The sequence below is a fragment of the Streptomyces sp. CA-179760 genome (genome assembly GCF_050937045.1).
Classification (GTDB): Bacteria; Actinomycetota; Actinomycetes; order Streptomycetales; family Streptomycetaceae; genus Streptomyces.
This window is the reverse complement of record NZ_JBNJLZ010000001.1, coordinates 4,856,117-4,871,559: the sequence shown is the minus strand read 5'-3', so window position 1 is coordinate 4,871,559 and position 15,443 is coordinate 4,856,117. Positions and strand designations below refer to the sequence as shown.

The following is a 15,443-nucleotide window of genomic DNA, read 5'->3' as shown; positions in this document are numbered from 1 at the left end:
CGTCGATCCCTGTGAAGTCACTGTGCAGCGGGGGCTCGAGGGCCTGTCCCGGCGGCTTGGCTCACCCTTTGAAAAAAACCGGCTCGTCCGTATCTTAGTCAAACGTCCAAGTCGAACAGATCGCAGCCAGGCAGCCGATCCTGGGGGTTCTCATGCCGCAGACAGGGCCTTTAAGCGCACCCACGGACGATCAGACCGGACGCGAGGCCCGCCCGGCAAACGCAACCGTTGCGGCCGTCGAGAACGCGCCACAAACCGAGCGCGGGCCCCACACCGCCGTCACCACCGACCTCGCCCACCGCACCACCGACACCGACGTCTTCCCCACCCGGTGGCGCCGAATCTCCGACGGCCGCTTCCGCTTCACCGCGCACTGGCCGGCCGCCCACCCCTTCTTCGGCCCCGTCGACGACCGCCATCAGGACCCGATGATCGTGGGCGAGACGTTGCGGCAGGCCTCGATGGTGCTCGCCCACGCCGAGTACGGCGCCCCGGCCGACACCCACTTCGTCATGTGGGACCTGACGGTCTTCGCCGACCCGTCCGCGCTCCCGCTGTCGGAGGCGGCCGAACCGGTCGACATCGACGTCGTGTGCTCCGAGGTGCGCCGCCGCGGCCGCGGCCTGAGCAGCATGCGGACCACGATGGAGTTCCGCCGCGCCGGACGCTTCGTCGCCCGCGGCACCGGCAGCACCGGCTGCACCTCGCCGCTCGCCTACCGCCGCCTGCGCGAGCGGCAGTTGGCTGCCCTGGAGACTCCGGTGCCGCTGCTGGATGGCATAGCGCCCGCGCTCGCCGGCCGCTCCCGCGCCGAGGACGTCGTCCTCGCCCCCGCCGAACGCCCCGGGGTCTGGCTGCTGCGCGTGGACACCCGGCACCCGGTCCTCTTCCCCCGCCCCAACGACCATGTGCCGGGCATGGCCCTGTTCGAAGCGGCCCGCCAGGCCGCGACGGCCGTGACGGGTCAGCGCCCCTTCCTGCCCCGCTCGATGACGGCCACCTTCGCCCGGTACGCCGAGCTGCACAGCCCCTGCCGGCTGGAGACCGAGGTGCTCGGCACGGACCCGGAGGAGGTGACCGTACGGGTCTCGGGGCGGCAGGACGGCGAGTCCGTCTTCACCGCCACCCTGACCTCCGCACGGCCCGCCCGGGTACGGTCGCTGTCGTGACGGCCAACCTTCTGATCACGGGCGCGAGCGGCTTCGTCGGCAGCCATGTGGCCGCCGCCGCGCACCGACACCCCGGTGTACGTGTACGGCAGTTGTCCCGGCGGACACCGCCCGGCCCCGCGTCCGTCCACGGCGACCTCGACGACCCGGCCTCCCTGCGCGGCGTCTGCGCGGACACCGACGTCCTGGTGCACTGCGCCACCCGGATCAGCGGCGACGCCGAGACCCTCGAAGCGGTCAACGACGTGGGCACGAGGGCCCTGGTCGAGGAGGCCGTGCGTTCCGGAGTGGGCCGGATCGTGTACGTGAGCACGGCAGCCGTGTACGGCCGGGGCCCCTTCCGCGGCGTACGCCCCGGGGAGGTGCCGATCGCGCCCGCGTCGGCCACCAGCCGCACCCGGGCCGCCGCCGAACGGCACGTCCTGGACGCGGGCGGCCTGGTGCTGCGGCCGCACCTGGTCCACGGCGAGGGCGACCGCTGGGTCGTCCCCGGACTGGTGTGGCTGCTGGGCGAGTTGTCGGCGACCCTGACCGGCTGCCACGCGCTCCAGTCGATGATCGACGTCACCACCCTGGGCCGTGCGGTGGTGGCGGCGGCGCTGTCCCCGGCGCACGGCGGCGGTGTGCACCACGTCAACCACCCCGAGCCGGTCGGGGTTCCGGACCTGCTCGGGGCGGTGAGCGCGCAGTTGGAGGTGCCCGGCGGCGGTGCGGCGGTGGACGTCGCCACGGCCCTGGAACGGTCCGCCGGGACACCGCTCGCCCTCCATCACCTCGGCATGCTCACAGTCGACCACTGGTTCGTGGACGACGCCTTCTGGAAGGACCTCGACTGCTCGCCCGGCGAGGGCTTCGCGGCGGCCTTCACACGGGCGGCACCCTGGTACCGCTCGTTCCTCAGGGACCGGACGGTGTCCTGACCGTCTCCTCCTCCTCGAGTCGGGGGCCGTGCAGAAGCACGGGCAGCTCCTCGTGCCCCGTCGAGATGATGGAGCGCAGCCGCTTCGGCGGACGGGACGGGTCGGCCAGGGCCAGTCGCGGGAAGCGGTCGAACAGCGAGGTCAGGGCCGCCGTCGCCTCGGCCATGGCCAGCGGCCGGCCCAGGCAGTGGTGTACGCCGTGGCCGAAGGAGACATGGTCGCGGCTGGTGGCGCGGGTGAGGTCGAACCGTTCGGCGTCCGGGCCGTGCCGCTCGGGGTCGCGTCCGGCACCGGCGAAGGAGACCACGAGCGGGTCGCCCTTCGGGATCGTCAGACCCGGCTCGATCTCGATGTCCTCGACGGCGTAGCGCAGGCCTGACATGGCGCCCGGCGCTTCGAGGCGCAGCGACTCCTCCAGGGCGTCCTCCCAGGTCGCCCGCCCGGAGCGGACCAGTTCGAGCTGGTCGGGGTGGGCGAGCAGGCTGTGCACGGTGTTGTCGATGAGGTTGACGGTCGTCTCGAAGCCCGCGGTGAGCAGCAGGATCAGGTTGTCCATCAACTCCTGTTCGCTGAAGCTGCCTTCGTCGCGGGCGGCGATGAGGGCCGTCGTCAGGTCGTCGGCCGGGTGCTCGCGTTTGTCCTGGAGGAACGCGGTGAGCGTGCCGTACAGCTCGACCCCGTTGGCCTGGGCTTCCTCCAGGGAGATCGCCGTGTCGAAGAACCGGTTGATGATCCGGTACAGGGCATCGCGCGGACCGTCCTCGCCGGGCGGTACGCCGAAGAGTTCGCACACCACCTCGTGCGGCACCGACGCCGCGAACGACGCCCGCAGGTCGACGACTTCGCCCTCCGGGATCCGCTCCAGGTCGTCCAGCGCCCGGTCGACGATCTCCTGCACGCGCGGGAGCAGCGCGTCGACGCGCCGCTTGGTGAAGGCGGCGGCCATCGGCTTGCGCAGCCGGCTGTGGTCGGTGCCGTAGGCGGTGACCATGTTGCGTACCGAGACCCAGATCGCGAGGGGCCAGGTGCGGGAGATGTCCCCGTTGATCCAGGCCGGCCAGTGCTGGAAGGCGTCCTTGCTCGTCTCGGGCCCGGCCAGGAGCCGCTTGTTCAGCTCCAGGCCGTTGATCCACCACGCCCGTACGCCGCCGGGCAGTTCCACTTCCACGGCCGGGCCCTGGGTCCGGATCCGGGCTATCTCGCCATAGAGGTCCTGGCCTGACGGGTCGATCGTCAGGAAGGGACAGGCCTGCTGTGCCATGACACTTCGCTCCTCGGTCCAGAGGCTGGGGAACCATGGTGCGATCCGGCCACCGAAAAAACTTGTCATCCGGTTTGTTTTGGCCACTGCTTCACAGAGTGTTGGCCAGGGACAGAGCAGAGCTGTCCCGGCATCCCCACGCCCGCAGAAACGCCAGCACCCGGCGGTGGGTCTCGTCCGCGGGCGGCAGGTCGAGCTTCATGAGGATGCCGGAGATGTGTTTGCCCACGGCCGCTTCGGAGACGACCAGTTCACGGGCGATCCCGCCGTTGGACCTGCCCTGGGCGATCAGCGCCAGCACCTCACGCTCGCGCGGGGTGAGCCGCTCCAGCGGGTCGCGGCGGCGGCGCAGCAGCCGCCGTACGACCTCCGGGTCGACGACCGTGCCGCCGTCGGCCACCTCACCGAGCGCCTCGACGACGAACTCCTCGACCCGCCCCGGGCGCCACGCCCGACCGCGTCGACGTGGCCCTGGCCGACGGCACGGACCCGGGCGCCGTCGCCACCGCCCTGCACCAGACGCTCGGGCCAACACCACGGTCATGGCCACCTCCGACCGGATACGCGACCTGGCCGTACTGCGGCTGACCGGCGCCACCCGGTGGCAGGTCCTGCGCCTGACGGCCGCCGAGGCCCTGACGGTCGTCGCCGCCCGGCACGCTCCTCGGCCTCCTGGCCGTGGTCTCCGCGACGCTCCCCACGGCACTCGCCCTGCGCCGCCGCCCGGTGGAACTGGCCGGCGTACGGGAATGACCCCCCGAGGACGGCTGAATCTCATCATGAGACCAATAAAGTGGAGCCATGCGACGGACCTCGTTCGACACCTGGCCCTGCTCCATCGCCCGCACCGCCGACATCCTGGGCGACGCCTGGACCCTGCTGGTGCTGCGCGAGGTCTTCTACGGCGAGTCCCGCTTCGACGGCTTCATCGGCTCGCTCGGCATCGCCCGCAACACCCTCACCGACCGGCTGCGCCGCCTGGAGTCCGAGGGCCTCCTGGAGCGGCGCGTCTACCAGAGCGACCCGGTGCGCCACGAGTACCTGCTGACGGACAAGGGCCGCGACTTCTTCGGTGTCCTCGCCGCGATCAACGCCTGGGGCGACCGCTGGCTCTCCGGCGACGAGGGCGCCCCGGTGGTCCTGCGCCACACGTCCTGCGACCACGACACCCAGGCCCGGGTCGTCTGCTCCTCCTGCGGCGAGCCCCTGCACCACCGGGACCTGACCGCCCGCACCGGCCCCGGCTACCCGCCCCGTCTCCTGGACGACCCCGCCGTACGGGAGCGTTTCGCCCCGGGACGGACCCTGGGGGAGGCCGGGTCTAGGACTTCGCCCTGACCAGCCCGGCGTCGTAGGCGGTGATCACGGCCTGGATCCGGTCGCGTGCCCCGATCTTGGCGAGGACCCGTCCGACGTGCTTCTTCACGGTGGACCCGCTGAGCACGAGCCGTTCGGCGATCTCCGCGTTCGTCCAGCCCTGCCCGATGGCGACCAGTACCTCGCGTTCGCGGTCGCTGAGGGCCCCGAGCCGCGGGTCCGGCACGGGCGGGCCGGCCGGTGCCAGGACCTGATGGGCGTAGGCGTCCAGCAGGCGCCGGGTCAGTTGGGGAGCCACCACGGCGTCGCCGGTCGCGACCGCGTGGATGCCGGCGACGAGTTCCTCGGGCCGGGCGTCCTTGAGCAGGAAGCCGCTGGCACCGGCGCGCAGCCCCTCGTAGGCGTACTCGTCCAGGTCGAAGGTGGTCACGATGAGGACGCGGGTGCGCCCGCCGGACGCGACGATGCGGCGGGTGGCCTCGATGCCGTCCATGCCGGGCATCCGGACGTCCATGAGGACGACGTCGGGACGCAGTTCGGCGGCCATGCGGACGGCCGCGGCGCCGTGCTCGGCCTCACCCACGGGTTCCAGGCCCGGCGTGCCCTGCAGCAGCATGCGGACCCCCATGCGCTGCAGGGGCTGGTCGTCGGCGACGAGGACGGTGGTCATGGCAGTCGTTCTCCCGGTGGTACGTCGAGCACGACGTCCACGAGCCAGCCGTGGCCGCTGTCGCGCGGTCCGATGATGACGGTCCCGCCGTACATGGCGGCCCGCTGGCGGATGCCGACCAGTCCGTGGCCGGGACCGTCGTCCCCCGTCGCCGCCTTCGCCCGCGGGGGTGCCCCCGGTGGCGCGCCGGCGTCGGCGACCCGGACCCGTACCTCGCCCGCCTCGACGGCGAGGGTGACCTCGGCGGACGTGCCGGTCCCGGCGTGCTTGAGGGTGTTGGTCAGCGATTCCTGGACGACGCGGTACACGGTGAGCTGCACTCCGCCGCCCAGCCCGTCGAGATCGCCCACGGTCCGGTACGTCACCGGCACCCCGGCCGCGCGGACCCGGGCCAGCAGGGCGTCGAGATCCCGGATGCCGGGCTGCGGGCCGAGCGGCCGCTCGTCCTCCTGGTCCTCGCGCAGCACGCCCAGCACGCGGCGCAGCTCGCTCATGGCCTGGCGGCCGGTGTCACCGAGGATCCGCAGGGCCTGCGCGGACTGCTCGCCGCGATGGGAGGCGAGGGTGGCCGCGCCATCGGCCACACTGACCATGACCGAGAGATTGTGGCCGACGATGTCATGCATCTCGCGGGCGACCCGGGAGCGCTCGGCGGCGGCGGTGAGCCGCACCCGCTGGTCCCGCTCGACCTCCAGGCGCCGGGCCCGGTCCTCCAGCGCCGCCAGATACATCCGGCGGATCCGCAGCGTCAGGCCCACGGCCATGGCCGCCGTCGCCGTACCCAGCAGGAAGAACAGGCCGCGCAGCGGATTGCCGACATCCACCAGGACACAGACCGCCACCGTCGTCTCGACGACCGTCACCGCGGCGGCCCAGCCCAGCGCCCGCAGCGAACCGTGCAGAGCCAGGGAGTACAGGGCGACGAGCGTGCTGACGCCCGCCTGCTGCCACACCCCGAACGACCACTGCGCGAGGGACACGCCCGCGATCACGAAGAAAGTGACGGCCGGGGCCCTGCGCCGCCACCACAGCGGCACGACGAGGGCGGCGGCGAAGAGAGACAGAACCCCGGACGGCACCTGTCCTCGGCGCACCGCCTCCCCGAGGGGACCGTGGCTGTCGTCGGAGAGCAGGTCGGGCACGCTGATCAGCGCGACGAACAGCACCACCGCCGTGTCGAGCAGCCACGGATGACGGCGGTCCAGCCGCTGCCGGTCCCGCCGGCCGCGCCACATCCGCCCCAGGACCGGGTGGCCCCAGTCCGCGTCGAACCCGGAGGGCGGGAGCGCCGCCCCCGGGCGGTGTCCGCGGCGGCCGCCGCGCGTTCCCCGCTCATGGACACCATTGTCCCCGTGCCCTGGTCAGGCGTCGGTCCCGCGGAGCCGGAACGCGGCCCCGGCGAGGCTGAGCGCCACCCAGCCGGCGAAGACCGCGACCCCCGCGCCGGGGGAGAGCGCGCCGGAGGACTCGTGCAGGGCGTACATGGCCGATCCCGCGTTGCTGGGCAAGTAGGGGTTGATCGTGTCGTACAGCGAGTCGGGCAGCAGCGAGGCCAGGCCGGGCAGGATGAGCAGGACGCCGACCAGGACCGCGATCGCGCCGGCGGAGGAGCGCAGCAGCACCCCCAGCGCCACACCGGCCACGGCGACCAGGCCGAGGTAGAGACCGGCTCCGGCGAGGCTGCGCAGCACACCGTCGTCGCTCAGGGACAGGGCGATCTTCTCGCCGTCGAGACCGAGGGTGCCCAGCTGGAAGGCGGCCAGCGCGCCGATCGTGGTGAGCACGAGGGCGATGGGGCCGATCACGGCGGCCTTGGACCACAGGACCGGCAGCCGGCGCGGCACGGCGGTGAGGGTGGAGCGGATCATGCCGGTGGTGTACTCACCGGCGGACAGCAACACCCCGAGGACGCCCACGGCCAGGGAGGCGAACGTGACGCCGAGCAGCGCCAGGCTCACCGCGTCCTGAGTGCCGGAGCCCTGGCCGCCCGGAGGGCCGCCACCGGCGGCGACGCCGGGGCTGTAGGTGGCGGAGGCGATCGCGCCCAGCGCGATCAGCAGCACGACGGCGACGCCCAGCGTGATCCAACTGGAGCGCAGTGACCAGAACTTGGCCCATTCCGAGCGCAGTACCCGCAGGCCGGTCACCCGGTACTTCGCCGTACGGGCCGGGGCGGGTGCGAGGCTGGTGACAGTCATCAGGCGGCCTTCCGATCCGATGCGGCGGAGTCGGCCGGAGCGCTCTGGTACTCCACGACATCCCGGGTGAGTTCCATGAACGCCGCCTCCAGCGAGACGGCCTGCGGGGTGAGTTCGTACAGCGTCACCCCGTGCCGCGCCGCGATCACGCCGATCTCCCGGGCGTCCCGTCCGGCGACCATCAGCTCCTCGGCGGAGGAGGAACTGATCGTGACGTCCGGTCCGGCCAGCAGCGAGCGCAGCCGCACGGCCTCGGCGGTGCAGACCTTCACGCCTCCCCCGCCGGCCTCCCGGGTGAAGCCGTCGACGGTCGTGTCCGCGAGCAGCCGTCCCCGTCCGATGATCACCAGGTGGTCGGCGATCAGCGCGGTCTCGCTCATCAGGTGCGAGGACAGCATCACCGCCCGACCCTCGTCGGCCAGGGAACGCAGCAGATTGCGCACCCACAGCACGCCCTCGGGGTCGAGGCCGTTGACCGGTTCGTCGAGCATGACGATCGCCGGGTCGCCCAGCAGGGCGGAGGCGATGCCGAGCCGCTGGCCCATGCCGAGCGAGAAGGCACCGACGCGCTTCCCGGCCACACTGGTCAGCCCGGCCAGCTCGATGACCTCGTCCACCCGGCGGCGCGGAATGCCGTGAGTGTGAGCGAGCGCCATCAGATGGCTGCGCGCACTGCGCCCGGGGTGTACGGACCTGGCCTCCAGCAGCGTGCCGACCTCCTGCAGGGGCGCGGCATGCCTGGCGTACGCCCTGCCGCCCACGGTCACCGAGCCCCCGGTCGGGGCGTCGAGGCCGACGATCATGCGCATCGTCGTCGACTTGCCCGCACCGTTGGGGCCGAGGAACCCGGTCACCTCACCGGGCTTGACGGTGAAACTCAGCCGGTCGACGACCGTCTTGTCGCCGTAACGCTTCGTCAGCTCACGCGCTTCGATCATGGGAGTGGGCCTCTCCTGCCTCGTCCTCGGACCGGCCCGCGGAAGCGCCGCGGTGTCCGACTTCGAAGCTAGGAGCGCGACCCGCCCGGCCCCTGGGACCGGAGGCGACTCTTCGCCGCCCGGGTGGTACCGCGGTACCAATCGGCCCACCGGACGCGGTGGCTCACAGCGACCCCTCAGCAGCCGTGAGATAGCTCACGCGCGAGAGCGGGTCGTAGGGCGCCTGACCAGGCTGTGTGATGCCTCACAGGGATCACAGAAACGAGAAACGGGCCCCTGCCGTGACTTCCGTCACCGGCAGAGACCCGTTTCATCGGTTCTCACTGTGCGCGAGGGGGGAGTTGAACCCCCACGCCCTTGCGGGCACTGGAACCTGAATCCAGCGCGTCTGCCTATTCCGCCACCCGCGCATTTGGGTGTGTCCTGGGCTCCTGCTCCTTGCGGGCCGGCGCCTTCCGACACCCAGAACATTAGCACGCAGGAGGGGGTGGGTTCACATCCCTTGTCCCCGCAGGCAGACCCGCCCCCGAACCTTCGATGCCCTGGCCACGTATCAACACGCACTGCTTCACGTATCAACCTCGTACCGGTACCCCTTGTCTCCCCAGGAGGCGGTCCGGGTCCACAGCCCGGTGCGGGACACTGGTGTACGGCCGCCTCTACGATCCTCGGCAGAGGTACGCGAGGCGGTGACGCGCAGCAGTACCACCGGAGGAGTTCGAAGACGAGCTCCACAGGGAACTTCGTCATGCGTCGACACCCGTCGGCCTGCCGACAGGGGGAACCAGCCGATCGAGCGGCGCGTGGATACGATCAGTAAGCAGTACCAGCAGTACCCGGCAAACGGCCCGCAGGGCAGTGCACAGGACGGCAGCCACGGAGGAGGTGCCCCATGGGAGTCCTGAAGAAGTTCGAGCAGCGTCTCGAAGGTCTGGTCAACGGCACCTTTGCCAAGGTGTTCAAGTCCGAGGTCCAGCCCGTGGAGATCGCGGGAGCGCTCCAGCGCGAGTGCGACAACAACGCCACCATCTGGAACCGCGACCGGACGGTCGTGCCCAACGACTTCATCGTCGAGCTGAGCACGCCGGACTTCGAGCGGCTCAGCCCCTACTCCGGCCAGCTCGGCGACGAGCTCGCCGGCATGGTGCGCGACTACGCCAAGCAGCAGCGCTACACCTTCATGGGCCCGATCAAGGTCCATCTGGAGAAGGCGGACGACCTCGACACCGGCCTGTACCGGGTGCGCAGCCGTACGCTCGCCTCCTCCAGCAGCCAGCAGGACGCCCCGGGAGGCGGCGGCGCGCCCGCCGCCCCGCAGGGCGGACGCGGCGGCGGTGGCTACGGCTACCCGCCGGCCGCCGGCGCGCCCTCGGGCGCCCCGCCCATGCCGTCCGCGCCGCCGCCAGGCGGCCGCCCCGGCGGCTACGGCCAGCCCGCGAGCGGTCAGCGGCCCCCGGCCGCCCCGGCCGCCGGCGGACGCACCCGCCACTGGATCGAGATCAACGGCACACGCCATCAGATCTCCCGCGCGACGCTGGTACTCGGCCGCAGCACCGAGGCCGACGTGCGGATCGACGACCCCGGCGTCTCCCGCCGGCACTGCGAGATCCGGACCGGCACGCCCTCGACGATCCAGGATCTCGGATCCACCAACGGCATCGTGGTGGACGGGCAGCACACCACCCGCGCTACGCTCCGCGACGGCTCGCGGATCGTCGTGGGCAGCAGCACCATCATTTACCGGCAAGCCGAAGGGTGAAGCGGGGGCAATGTCAGAGCTGACCCTCACGGTCATGCGGCTGGGTTTCCTGGCCGTACTGTGGCTGTTCGTGATCGTGGCCGTGCAGGTCATCCGCAGCGACCTGTTCGGTACGCGTGTCACGCAGCGCGGATCGCGCCGCGAGGCCGGCCGACAGCAGCAGGCCGCCGCACGCCAGGCGCCGCCGCAGCAGCGCCAGCAGTCCGCCGGCGGACGGCGCGGCCGTAACGCCCCCACCAAGCTCGTCGTGACCGAGGGCACCCTCACCGGCACGACGGTCGCGCTCCAGGGCCAGACCATCACCCTGGGCCGGGCGCACGACTCGACGATCGTGCTGGACGACGACTACGCGTCCAGCCGTCATGCCAGGATCTACCCGGACCGCGACGGCCAGTGGATCGTCGAGGACCTCGGCTCCACCAACGGCACGTACCTGGACCGGAACCGGCTGACGACTCCCACACCGATTGCGCTGGGCGCGCCGATCCGCATCGGCAAGACCGTCATCGAGCTGCGGAAGTAGTGCTACACCAATGAATGAGCGCGAGCGGAGCGAGCACGCGGTGGCGGGCCTCCCGGGCCCCCGCGCGCTCCCGACCGGAGGGTGGGCAGTGTGGCTCGACACGACCGGCTGTACCCGGAGCCGACGGGCGAGGTGCGCATGAGTCTGTCACTGCGCTTCGCCGCCGGATCGCACAAGGGCATGATCCGGGAGGGCAACGAGGACTCCGGTTACGCCGGCCCGCGCCTGCTCGCCATCGCCGACGGCATGGGCGGCGCCGCGGCCGGTGAGGTCGCCTCCTCCGAGGCGATCTCCACCATCGTCGCGCTCGACGACGACGTCCCCGGCTCCGACGTCCTCACCTCGCTCGGCACAGCCGTACAGCGCGCCAACGACCAACTGCGCTCCATGGTCGAGGAGGACCCCCAGCTGGAGGGCATGGGGACCACCCTGACCGCCCTGCTCTGGACGGGCCAGCGCCTCGGCCTCGTCCACGTCGGCGACTCCCGCGCCTACCTCCTGCGCGACGGCGTCCTGACGCAGATCACACAGGACCACACCTGGGTGCAGCGCCTGGTCGACGAGGGCCGCATCACCGAGGAAGAGGCGACGACCCACCCGCAGCGCTCGCTGCTGATGCGGGCGCTCGGCTCCGGCGACCACGTCGAGCCGGACCTCTCCATCCGCGAGGTCCGCGCCGGCGACCGCTACCTGATCTGCTCCGACGGCCTGTCCGGCGTGGTGTCCCACCAGACCCTGGAGGACACCCTCGCCAGCTACCAGGGCCCCAGGAGACCGTCCAGAACCTGATCGAGCTGGCGCTGCGCGGCGGCGGCCCGGACAACATCACCGTGATCGTCGCCGACGTCCTCGACCTGGACACCGGCGACACCCTCGCGGGCCAGCTCTCCGACACCCCGGTCGTGGTCGGCGCCGTCGCCGAGAACCAGCACCAGCTGCACGACAACGGCATCATGCAGACCCCCGCCGGCCGCGCCTCCGGCCTCGGCCGCCAGGGGCACGGGCACGGCGGCGGAGGCGAGTTCGGCCCGCCCGGCTCCGGCGACACCACCGGCTACATCCCGGCGACCGGCCTGGACTACGGCGACGACGACTTCGTCAAGCCGCGCCGCAAGGGCCGCTGGCTGAAGAGATCCTTCTACGGCGCCCTCGCGCTGGCCGTCATCGGCGGCGGCCTCTACGGCGGCTGGCGCTGGACGCAGACGCAGTACTACGTCGGCGCCGAGGACGAGCACGTCGCGCTGTACCGGGGCATCAGCCAGGATCTGGCCTGGGTGTCGCTGTCGGAGGTCGAGAAGGACCACCCCGAGATCGAACTCAAGTACCTGCCGCCCTACCAGCAGAAGCTGGTCAAGGCGACCATCGCCGAGGGCGGGCTGAAGAACGCCCAGGCGAAGATCCAGGAACTGTCGGTGCAGGCCTCCGCGTGCGAGAAGGAAGCGCAGCGGCGCGACACCGAGAGCCGGAACAACTCCAAGACCGGCGAGGGCGAGGCCGGGGGCACCACGGGAACCACTCCCGCCTCCTTCACGTCCAAGGCCACACCGACGCCGAACCCGTCGAACCCGTCGGGCTCGCCGTCGGCGCCTGAGAAGTCCACGCCCCCGTCCACGACCGCACCTACTCCCAGCCCCGGCCCCAGCCTCTCGGAGGAAGAGCAGAAGGTCGTCTCGCTGTGCGGTAAGCAGTAGGCAAGCCGTGAGAGGCCCTGTCACACGATGAGCAGTACGAATACGTCGAACTCGCCGACGCACCACACGTCCACGATCGGCGCGATCGGTGCGCCCAGCCGGCGCAACACCGAACTCGCGCTGCTGGTGTTCGCCGTCGTCATCCCGGTCTTCGCCTACCTCAACGTCGGGCTGGCCATCAACGACGAGGTACCCGCCGGCCTGCTGAGCTACGGGCTGGGGCTCGGCCTGCTGGCCGGTGTCGGGCATCTCGTCGTACGGAAGTTCGCGCCGTACGCGGACCCGCTGATGCTGCCGCTGGCCACGCTGCTGAACGGCATCGGGCTGGTCGTCATCTGGCGGCTGGACCAGTCGAAGAAACTGCAGGCGAGCCCCAGTTACGTCGAGGCGGCACCGCGCCAGCTGCTGTACTCCGCGATGGGCGTCGCCCTGCTGGTGGCCGTGCTGATCTTCCTCAAGGACCACCGCGTCCTGCAGCGCTACACCTACATCTCCATGGCCGGAGCGCTGTTCCTGCTGGTCCTGCCGCTCGTGCCCGGCCTCGGCGCGGACGTCTACGGCGCCAAGATCTGGATCAAGATCCCCGGCCTCGGCACGCTCCAGCCCGGTGAGTTCGCGAAGATCGCCCTCGCGGTCTTCTTCGCCGGCTACCTCATGGTCAAGCGGGACGCCCTGGCCCTGGCCAGCCGCCGCTTCATGGGCCTGTACCTGCCGCGTGGCCGCGACCTGGGTCCGATCCTGGTCGTCTGGGTGATGTCGATCCTCATCCTGGTCTTCGAGACCGACCTCGGTACATCCCTGCTGTTCTTCGGGATGTTCGTCATCATGCTGTACGTCGCCACCGAGCGGACCAGCTGGATCGTCTTCGGTCTGCTGATGTCCGCGGTCGGCGCCGTCGGCGTGGCGAGCTTCGAACCGCACATCCAGACGCGAGTGCAGGCCTGGCTCGACCCGATGCGCGAGTTCGAGCTCAGCCGGGCCGGCGTCCAGGACGGCATCGTCCACTCCGAGCAGGCCATGCAGGCCCTGTGGGCCTTCGGCTCGGGCGGCACCCTCGGCACCGGCCTCGGGCAGGGCAACTCCGACCTCATCGGCTTCGCCGCCAACTCCGACTTCATCCTCGCCACCTTCGGCGAGGAGCTGGGGCTGGCGGGCGTCATGGCGATCCTGCTGATCTACGGCCTGATCATCGAGCGGGGCGTGCGCACCTCACTCGCGGCCCGCGACCCGTTCGGAAAGCTGCTGGCCATCGGCCTGTCCGGCGCCTTCGGCCTCCAGGTCTTCGTCGTGGCCGGCGGTGTGATGGGCCTCATCCCGCTCACCGGTATGACGCTGCCGTTCGTCGCCTACGGCGGATCCTCCGTGATCGCCAACTGGGCCCTGATCGGCATTCTGCTGCGCATCAGCGACACCGCACGCCGCCCGGCCCCCGCCCCGGCAAGCAACCCCGACGCCGAGATGACCCAGGTGGTCCGCCCGTCATGAACAAGCCCCTGCGCCGGATCGCGATCTTCTGCGGCCTGCTCGTCCTGGCCCTGCTCATCCGTGACAACTGGATCCAGTACGTCCAGGCCGACGAGCTGCGGACCAACAAGAACAACCGCCGCGTCACCATCGAGCGCTACGCCTCCCCCCGCGGCGACATCATCGTCGACGGCCAGCCGATCACCGGCTCCAAGGAAACATCGGGCAGCGACTTCAAGTTCAAGCGCACCTACAAGGACGGCGCGATGTGGGCGCCGGTCACCGGCTACGCCTCGCAGGCCTTCGGTGCCACGCAGCTGGAGAACCTCGAGGACGGCATCCTCACCGGCAACGACGACCGGCTCTTCTTCCGCAACACCCTCGACATGCTCACGGGCAAGAAGCAAGAGGGCGGCAACGTCGTCACCACGCTGAACGGCGCCGCGCAGAAGGCCGCGTACAACGGTCTGAAGAAGCAGGGCGCCAAGGGAGCGGTCGTGGCGCTGGAGCCGTCCACCGGCAAGATCCTGGCGCTGTCCTCCTACCCGTCGTACGACCCGTCGACCTTCGCCGGGAACTCCACGACCACGGACACCAAGGCCTGGCAGAAGCTGGAGAAGAAGAACAACCCCGACGACCCGACGCTCAACCGGGCGCTGCGCGAGACCTACCCGCCGGGTTCCACCTTCAAGGTGCTCACCGCGGCCGCCGCGCTGGAGGACGGACTGTACTCGGAGGCGGACCAGAAGACGGAGACGCCGCTGCCGTGGACCATGCCGGGGACCACGACCCCGCTGAAGAACGAGGGGAACATCCCCTGCAAGAACGCGACCCTGCGGGTGGCGCTCCAGTACTCCTGCAACACCGTGTTCGGCAAGATCGGCTCCGACCTCGGCAACGAGAAGATGCTGGCGATGGCCAAGAAGTTCGGCTTCACCGAGGAGCAGTTCACCCCGGTCCGCGCCAACGCCTCGGTCTTCTCCGACGGAATGAACCCGTCGGAGACCGCGCTGTCGTCGATCGGCCAGTTCAACACGGCCTCGACCCCGCTGCAGATGGCCATGGTGGCCTCGGCCGTCGCCAACGACGGCAAGCTGATGAAGCCGTACATGGTCGACGAGCTGCAGGCCCGCAGCGTCGACACCATCGAGAAGACCGAGCCGGAAGAGCTCAGCCAGCCGATGTCCTCGGAGAACGCCCAGATCCTCCAGTCGATGATGGAGACGGTCGTCGACAAGGGCACCGGCGCCAACGCCAAGATCGACGGCGTCAAGGTGGGCGGCAAGACCGGTACCGCACAGCACGGTGTCGACAACAGCGAGAACCCCTACGCGTGGTTCATCTCCTACGCCAAGGACAGCGACGGCGGCGCACCGGTGGCCGTGGCGGTCGTGATCGAGGACGACAACGCCGTCCGTGACGACATCTCCGGCGGCGGCCTCGCGGCGCCGATCGCGAGGAACGTGATGGAGGCGGTCATCAACAGCAAGAAGTGACCCCACTCACGTCTGCTTCACATCGGTGCACGTTGCG

At 70.9% G+C, this 15,443-nt stretch carries 12 protein-coding genes, 1 tRNA gene and 3 pseudogenes; 9 read left to right on the top strand and 7 right to left on the bottom strand.

Annotated features, from left to right (window positions below; genetic code table 11):
- Nucleotides 1-152: 152 nt before the first annotated feature.
- Nucleotides 153-1,169, top strand: a complete 1,017-nt coding sequence (locus ACQEV8_RS21980; RefSeq protein WP_432962698.1) for a ScbA/BarX family gamma-butyrolactone biosynthesis protein — start codon at nucleotides 153-155, stop codon at nucleotides 1,167-1,169.
- Nucleotides 1,166-2,089: an NAD-dependent epimerase/dehydratase family protein gene (locus ACQEV8_RS21975; protein ID WP_432962696.1), complete on the top strand. Its 924-nt coding sequence runs from the start codon at nucleotides 1,166-1,168 to the stop codon at nucleotides 2,087-2,089. Before ACQEV8_RS21980 ends, ACQEV8_RS21975 begins: the two co-directional genes overlap by 4 nt.
- On the opposite strand, the gene ACQEV8_RS21970 is transcribed toward ACQEV8_RS21975, so the two are convergent.
- Together ACQEV8_RS21970 and ACQEV8_RS21965 are read right to left on the bottom strand one after the other, a co-directional pair.
- Entirely contained in the window at nucleotides 2,067-3,350 is a 1,284-nt protein-coding gene (locus ACQEV8_RS21970) for a cytochrome P450 family protein (RefSeq protein WP_432962694.1), read from the bottom strand. The two genes, ACQEV8_RS21975 and ACQEV8_RS21970, sit on opposite strands and share 23 nt — an antisense overlap.
- Nucleotides 3,351-3,441: 91 nt before the next feature.
- A pseudogene (locus ACQEV8_RS21965) lies at nucleotides 3,442-3,795 on the bottom strand (response regulator transcription factor); the annotation flags it as partial.
- Between ACQEV8_RS21965 and ACQEV8_RS21960 the strand changes: the two are divergent.
- A pseudogene (locus ACQEV8_RS21960) lies at nucleotides 3,774-4,103 on the top strand (FtsX-like permease family protein); the annotation flags it as partial. The pseudogenes ACQEV8_RS21965 and ACQEV8_RS21960 overlap by 22 nt on opposite strands.
- Before the next feature lie 48 nt (nucleotides 4,104-4,151).
- A complete protein-coding gene (locus tag ACQEV8_RS21955) occupies nucleotides 4,152-4,688 on the top strand; it encodes a winged helix-turn-helix transcriptional regulator (protein ID WP_432962692.1) in 537 nt (178 codons plus the stop codon).
- Here ACQEV8_RS21955 and ACQEV8_RS21950 read toward each other — a convergent pair.
- The 5 genes from ACQEV8_RS21950 to ACQEV8_RS21930 all read right to left on the bottom strand — a co-directional run bounded on the left by ACQEV8_RS21950 (nucleotide 4,672) and on the right by ACQEV8_RS21930 (nucleotide 8,883).
- The gene (locus ACQEV8_RS21950) at nucleotides 4,672-5,337 is read right to left on the bottom strand and encodes a response regulator (protein WP_432962690.1); all 666 of its coding nucleotides are present in this window, start codon (nucleotides 5,335-5,337) and stop codon (nucleotides 4,672-4,674) included. The genes ACQEV8_RS21955 and ACQEV8_RS21950 overlap by 17 nt on opposite strands.
- Nucleotides 5,334-6,572, bottom strand: coding sequence for a sensor histidine kinase (locus tag ACQEV8_RS21945; RefSeq protein ID WP_432962688.1), 1,239 nt, complete (start codon nucleotides 6,570-6,572; stop codon nucleotides 5,334-5,336). Before ACQEV8_RS21945 ends, ACQEV8_RS21950 begins: the two co-directional genes overlap by 4 nt.
- Before the next feature lie 126 nt (nucleotides 6,573-6,698).
- Nucleotides 6,699-7,535: an ABC transporter permease gene (locus tag ACQEV8_RS21940; RefSeq protein ID WP_432962686.1), complete on the bottom strand. Its 837-nt coding sequence runs from the start codon at nucleotides 7,533-7,535 to the stop codon at nucleotides 6,699-6,701.
- The gene (locus ACQEV8_RS21935) at nucleotides 7,535-8,473 is read right to left on the bottom strand and encodes an ABC transporter ATP-binding protein (protein ID WP_432962684.1); all 939 of its coding nucleotides are present in this window, start codon (nucleotides 8,471-8,473) and stop codon (nucleotides 7,535-7,537) included. The genes ACQEV8_RS21940 and ACQEV8_RS21935 overlap by 1 nt, the downstream gene beginning before the upstream one ends.
- A gap of 326 nt (nucleotides 8,474-8,799) precedes the next feature.
- Nucleotides 8,800-8,883, bottom strand: a tRNA-Leu gene (locus ACQEV8_RS21930).
- A gap of 482 nt (nucleotides 8,884-9,365) precedes the next feature.
- Here ACQEV8_RS21930 and ACQEV8_RS21925 point away from each other — a divergent pair.
- From ACQEV8_RS21925 to ACQEV8_RS21905, 5 genes and pseudogenes are all read left to right on the top strand, one after another.
- Nucleotides 9,366-10,232, top strand: a complete 867-nt coding sequence (locus tag ACQEV8_RS21925; protein WP_432962682.1) for an FhaA domain-containing protein — start codon at nucleotides 9,366-9,368, stop codon at nucleotides 10,230-10,232.
- Between the two features lie 10 nt (nucleotides 10,233-10,242).
- A complete protein-coding gene (locus ACQEV8_RS21920; RefSeq protein WP_382492105.1) occupies nucleotides 10,243-10,755 on the top strand; it encodes an FHA domain-containing protein FhaB/FipA in 513 nt (170 codons plus the stop codon).
- A 138-nt stretch (nucleotides 10,756-10,893) separates the two neighbouring features.
- Nucleotides 10,894-12,446: pseudogene (locus tag ACQEV8_RS21915) on the top strand (Stp1/IreP family PP2C-type Ser/Thr phosphatase).
- Between the two features lie 27 nt (nucleotides 12,447-12,473).
- Complete coding sequence (locus tag ACQEV8_RS21910) at nucleotides 12,474-13,931, top strand: FtsW/RodA/SpoVE family cell cycle protein (protein WP_432962680.1); 1,458 nt, start codon at nucleotides 12,474-12,476, stop codon at nucleotides 13,929-13,931.
- Nucleotides 13,928-15,406, top strand: a complete 1,479-nt coding sequence (locus tag ACQEV8_RS21905) for a peptidoglycan D,D-transpeptidase FtsI family protein (protein ID WP_432962678.1) — start codon at nucleotides 13,928-13,930, stop codon at nucleotides 15,404-15,406. Before ACQEV8_RS21910 ends, ACQEV8_RS21905 begins: the two co-directional genes overlap by 4 nt.
- Nucleotides 15,407-15,443: the final 37 nt, after the last annotated feature.